Annotated in this window: 4 protein-coding genes and 1 pseudogene; 2 read left to right on the forward strand and 3 right to left on the reverse strand. The window is 71.8% G+C overall.

Annotated features, from left to right (window positions below; genetic code table 11):
• Both ABZ260_RS45300 and ABZ260_RS45305 read right to left on the reverse strand, forming a co-directional pair.
• A partial coding sequence (locus tag ABZ260_RS45300) for an SMC family ATPase (RefSeq protein ID WP_355630503.1) occupies positions 1-898 on the reverse strand: 898 nt, incomplete at its 3' end.
• Positions 899-2,026 carry an exonuclease SbcCD subunit D gene (locus ABZ260_RS45305; protein WP_355630506.1) on the reverse strand — a complete coding sequence of 376 codons (1,128 nt, stop codon included), beginning with the start codon at positions 2,024-2,026 and terminating at the stop codon, positions 899-901. It lies immediately after the preceding gene.
• Positions 2,027-2,167: 141 nt separating this feature from the next.
• Here ABZ260_RS45305 and ABZ260_RS45310 point away from each other — a divergent pair, with 141 nt between their 5' ends.
• Positions 2,168-3,685, forward strand: coding sequence for a prolyl oligopeptidase family serine peptidase (locus ABZ260_RS45310; RefSeq protein ID WP_355630509.1), 1,518 nt, complete (start codon positions 2,168-2,170; stop codon positions 3,683-3,685).
• Between the two features lie 232 nt (positions 3,686-3,917).
• Positions 3,918-5,399: an LCP family protein gene (locus ABZ260_RS45315; protein ID WP_355630512.1), complete on the forward strand. Its 1,482-nt coding sequence runs from the start codon at positions 3,918-3,920 to the stop codon at positions 5,397-5,399.
• A gap of 24 nt (positions 5,400-5,423) precedes the next feature.
• On the opposite strand, the pseudogene ABZ260_RS45320 reads toward ABZ260_RS45315, so the two are convergent.
• A pseudogene (locus ABZ260_RS45320) lies at positions 5,424-5,680 on the reverse strand (hypothetical protein); the annotation flags it as partial.

The raw sequence follows: 5,680 nt of genomic DNA on the forward strand, positions 1-5,680 counted from the left end.
CGCTCGGTGAAATCGATCTTCTACGGGGGCAGAGAGGCCCGGCCGGACAGAAGGCACGTACGGCGGCCTCGCCGCCAAGGCCCACACCGCTCAGCCGCGTGACCTCCCGTGCCGCGAGTTCCTCGACCGCGTGGGCCCATCCCAGCGGGTCATCCTCCACCGAGACCTCCGCCGAGACCTCCGCCGAGGCCTCCGCCGAGGCCTCGGTCAACGCGGCCGAGAGCGCGGACCCCGCGGCTTCCTCAAGGCGTTTCACCGCGAAGTCGACCTCCTTGCGGAGGGCCTGCTGCTCGCGGAACGCCTCGGTGCGCCGGTCGGCGAGCCAGGACTCGGCGGTGGCGTAGACCTTCACCGAGAAGAGGCGCTCCAGGACCTTGCGCCGGTCCTCCCCGTCCGCACGGAGGAACTTCGCGAAATCCCCCTGGGGCAACATCGCGACCTGGAGGAACTGCTCGGCGTTCATGCCGAGCAGGGTGCCGATGAACTCCCCCGCCTCGTCGACCCGGTTGGTCAGCCCCACCCACTCCCCCGAGGGGGCGAACTCCTGGAGCAGTGCCTTCTCGTTCTCCCTGGTCGTGCCGGTGCCCCTGAGCTTGGGGCGCTGCCAGCCGGGCGACCGGGTGATCTTCAGCCGGCGCCCCCTGATCGTGACCTCCAGTGCCACGCTGGGCCCACGCCCCGGGGGCGCGTGGTCGCAGCGCAGGCTCTTGGCGCTGTCGCGCCTGCCCGGCACCCTGCCGTACAGGGCGTAGCAGAGCGCGTCGAGCACCGTGGTCTTGCCCGCCCCCGTGGGGCCGTGGATCAGGAAGAGCCCCGCCTCGGCGAGGGCGTCGAAGTCGACCTGCTCCTCACCGGGGAAGGAGCCGAAGGCGGTGATCCACAGACGGTGCGGGCGCATCTACGCCATCGCCTCCTTCGCGCGGGAGGCCTCGACGGCCCTCTGCAGCAGTTCGGTCTCGGCGGGGTCGGCGGCCTCGCCGCGCACCTCGCGGACGAAGTCGAGGGCGACCTCGATCTCGGGGCGCCCGGCCACCCTGGGCCGGGTGACGGTCTCACCGACCCCGCCCTCGGGTTCGAAGGACAGCGCGAGCGTGTGCGGGAAGCGGGACCTGAGCCGCTCCATCGCGCCCTTGGGCCGGATCCGGTCGACGAGCGTCACCTGGAGCCAGTGGTCCTCGTGGCGGGCGTGCTCGGGTGCGGCCAGCAGGTCGTCGATGCGACCGGTGAGCCGGCTGACCGGCCTGGGCACCGGAGCCTCGGCGAACTCCGCGCGCTCGTACCCGCCGGGGCCGATGTCGACCAGCCAGGACCCCTTCACCTGGCCGGTCTCGGAGAAGGAGTAGGCGATCGGGGAGCCGGAGTAGCGGACGGTCTCGCTCATCCGCTGGCGACCGTGCAGATGGCCGAGCGCCACGTAGTCGACACCGTCGAAGGCGGACACCGGGACGTGCGCGACGCCTCCCACGCTGATGTCGCGCTCGCTGTCACTGCCCCGCCCCCCAGTCACGAACGCGTGGGCGAGGACCACCGACCGAGGTCCGCGCCGGGTGAGGTCGGCGCGGATCAGGGACATGGCGTGCCCGATCGCGGCGGTGTGGGTGCGCTCGGGCAGCTCCCAGGGGGCGCGCACCAGCTCGGGCTCCAGATAGGGGATGCCGTAGAAGGCGACGTCGTCGACGACGACCGGCTCGCCGACCCGCTCGGGGTCGGTGCGCAGGTGGACGCCTGCCGCGTCGATGAGGTGCGCGCCGAAGCCGAGACGGCGCGCCGAGTCGTGGTTACCGCTGATCAGCACGGTGCGCGCCCCGGTGTCGACCAGCCGCCGCAGCGCCTGGTTGCACAACTCGACCGCGTCGACCGAGGGCAGCGCCCGGTCGTAGACGTCACCGGAGACCGCGACCACGTCGATCCGCTCCGATCTGACGGTCTCGATCAGGTGGTCGACGAAGGCACCCTGGGCGGCCAGGAGACTCTCCCGGTGGAACGAGCGGCCCAGGTGCCAGTCCGATGTGTGCAGCACCCGCATGTCGCACGAAGCTAACAGGACTCAGCGACAAATGTGGCCACTCACATCACTCGAATCGCCCGTCCCGCTCAGGGTTTTCGTCCATGAGTACGCTTGAAGATCGGAGGGAACGATACCGGGAAACGACGATCACGGAGGCGAGTGACGATCGGGGATCGGATCGGTAACCAGGCCGGCCGTGGCGTTCTGAGCGTCGCCTCCGGCCTGATCCTCGTGGTTCTCGCGACGGTGGGCTACACCCTGCCGCCGCCGTTCGACCCGACCCCGCTCCGCGCCGATCCGGTCTTCCAGACCCTTCCTCCCCAGCCGCCGGACGAGGTCAGGCCGGTCGCCGCGACCAGGCAGATCACCACGCAGGACGTCACCGTCACGGCCGAGGACGGTACACCGCTCGAGGCGACGATCCGCGCGCCGGTCGCCCCCGGACGCCACCCGGCGCTGGTCTTCGTGCAGGGGGCCGGGCCCGGGGTCAGAGGAGAGTTCACGACCCAGGCCGAGTGGCTGGCCAGGGCCGGGATCGTCACCCTCGTCTACGACAAGCGGACCGTGGGCTACGACTTCCGCAACCGTGACTTCGGCCTGCTCGCCCGCGACGCCCTGCTCGTTCTGGAGGAGCTGCTCGTCCGCGACGACGTCGACCCGGCCAGGGCGGGGCTCTGGGGGGTGAGCGAGGGCAGCTGGGTGGTGCCCATCGCCGCCACCAGGAGCAGTGCCGTCGGGTTCACCGTGCTGGTGTCGGCCCCCAACGTCTCCCCCATGCGTCAGGTGACCTGGGCACTGGGCGAGCAGCTCGAACGGCTGTACGCGCCCAGCGGGGTACGCGAGCTGCTCACCCGCGCCATGGGCGCCGTCGACATGAACTTCCTGCGCTACGACGGCCTGCCCGCGCTGCGCGGGATGCGGCAACCGGTCCTGGCCCTGTACGGCACGCGCGATCCCTCGATCCCGTTCGTGGAGAGCAGCATGGCGTTGACCGGCGCGCTCACCGAGGGCGGCAACAGCGACTACACCATCCGCTACCTCGACCGCGCCGACCACGGCATGCGCGTGCACGGCGGCCCGTTCGCGCCCGGCTACCTGCAGACGCTGGCCAACTGGGTCCTGGGCCTGCCCGGCACGGCCAGCCCCGCGGTGCGCATCGCCGGCGCCACGCCGGTCCAGCGCCTGGCGGCCAGCGACGTTCCCGCGGCTCCCTGGTACGCCGGGGGGACCGTCATCGGGCTGACGCTCTGCCTGGCCGCGGTCGGCTACGTGGTCGGCCCGGTGGCCGAGATGGTGGTGCGGCTCCGCGGCCGGTCACCCGCCGCGGAGGCCAACGCCCGGATCTGGCCGCCGGTCCGGCGGCGGTTCCGCCGGATGGCGTGGACCGGGGCCGGGCTGCTCGTCTCGGTGGTGGCGTTCATCACGCTGCTCGTGCTGTTCTCGGTCAACCAGGCCGGGGCGTGGCCCGCGGTGCTCACCGGGTGGCTGGTCATCAGGATCCTGGCGCTGCTGATGCTGCTGCAGGAGGTCACGGGCGTGGCGGCCGTCGTCGCGGGGTTGCGGGAGGGCTGGGAGCCCTCCCGTCCGCAGAGTTTCGCGATCGCCGGGGTGCTCGGCGGCACCGCCCTGCTCCTGGTGGCCGCGGCCTACTACGGCCTGTTCGCCTTCCCCTGGTGATGTCCTGATCGCCGGCGCGACATCTCGGCGGGCTCCCGTTCCGCCCACGCCACCTCTCGCGTCCTGACCCGCCGGCGAGACCCCGAAGGTCAGGGACGGTCGAAATCACAGGATAAAGCCTTGTCAGCTTCCCGAGTTGTTCACCGACTTGTCGCCCGCGACCTGGTTTCGCCCCCCTACCATCTCCCTGCGGCGGTCAAGTCCGAGTCGAGCGCGAGGAAACGGGGAGCAATTGCGGGACAGATCAAAGCCGCCCGGCGTCGGTGCGGTCATCGGCTGGACGGCGCTGGCCGCCATCGCCCCGGGCGCCGCGCATCTGCGCGCCGGATGGCGAAGGACCGGGCTGGCGCTGCTGTGCGCGTACGCGGCGCTGCTGCTGGCCCTGCTCTGGGTCGCGCTCACCTCCGACCTCGGTGACCTCGCCGGGCAGTTGGTCTCCTCCTCCTGGCTGACCGGCGTCACGGTGGCCTCCCTGGCGCTCGGCGTCGCCTGGTTCGTCCTGGTCGTGCACTCGTTCGTGGTGATGAACCCCGGCACGCTGCCCGGCGCCGGGCAGGCGGTCGCCGGGGTCCTGGCGGGAACGCTCGCGGTGGCCGTACTGCTGCCGTTCGGCCTCCTCGGGCAGTACGCGGCGGTCTCGCAGTCGGCACTGGACGACGTCTTCAGTGCCCCGTCCACTCCACGCCCCACCAGCGGCGGGGGTGGCGAGGAGGACCCGTGGGCGAGCCGCGACCGGGTGAACATCCTGCTGCTCGGCGGGGACGCCGACACCCACCGGGTGGGCGTGCGGACCGACAGCATCAACGTGGCCAGCGTGGACGTCAAAACCGGCAACACCGTGCTGCTGAGCCTGCCGCGCAACCTGGAGAACGTCCGCTTCGTCCCCGGCTCCCCCATGGCGAGGCGCTTCCCCGACGGATTCAGGCTCCCGGCCAACCCGGACGGCTCGCGCGAGGACCTGCTCTTCGCCGTCTGGGAGTACGCCGATGCGCACCCGGAGATCTTCGGGGGCCGCGAGAGGCAGGGGGCGAAGACGCTCATCGACACGGTCGGCTACACGCTGGGCCTGAAGATCGACTGGTATGCCCTGGCCAACATGTGGGGCTTCGCCCGGCTGATCGACGCGATCGGCGGGGTGACGGTGACCGTGCCCCAGGACGTGGTCTTCGGCAAGTACGACGAGGGCCTGGTCAAGGCGGGTACCCGCAAGCTGCGCGGCGCCGACGCGATGTGGTTCGCCCGCTCGCGCACCAACAGCGACGACTACACCCGGATGGGACGCCAGCGGTGCGTGCTGGGCGCCCTGCTCTCCCAGGCGGACCCGGCGACCGTGCTGTCGCGGTTCAACCAGGTCGCGCTGGCCACCAAGGAACTGCTGCGGACCGATATCCCTCGCCCGATGCTGGAGCACCTGGTCCCGCTGGCGCTGAAGGTCAAGAACGCGAAGGTGACCAGCGTCCAGTTCGTCCCGCCGCTGATCAACACCGGCTACCCCGACTGGAGCAAGATCCGCACGGTCACCGCGAAGGCCCTGCACTCCTCGGCCGTCACCAGGCGTCCCCTCACCGCCACTGCGGCCCCCACCGCGGCCCCCACCGCGGCCCCCACAGCCACCCCCCAGGCCACGACCTCCCGCACGCCCCTCCCCAAGGCGAGCACCACGGCGAAGCCGGACCCGACCGCTCCCAAGGGCATCACCGAAGGCTGCGGCTGAGCAGGGCCGGCCGGGAACGTCGCGCTAGGCCGAGTACGACTCCTTGGCCAGGCGGCGGACCCGGGCCTCGTCGATGCGGTGGCCCAGGCCCGGCTGGGTGAGTGGCACGGCCACCACGCCGCCGGAGGCGCCGACCGGCGGGTCGACGATCTGCGCGCTGCGCGGCGGTTCGGCCACGTCGCAGGGCAGGGTGCAGCCGGGCACGCAGACCCTCCCGTCCTGAGCGAGCCTAGCCTGGTGCTCACGCACCGGTACGCTCGCTCCACTTGACCTCGTACGGC

The sequence above is a fragment of the Streptosporangium sp. NPDC006013 genome (genome assembly GCF_040614275.1).
GTDB lineage: Bacteria > Actinomycetota > Actinomycetes > Streptosporangiales > Streptosporangiaceae > Streptosporangium.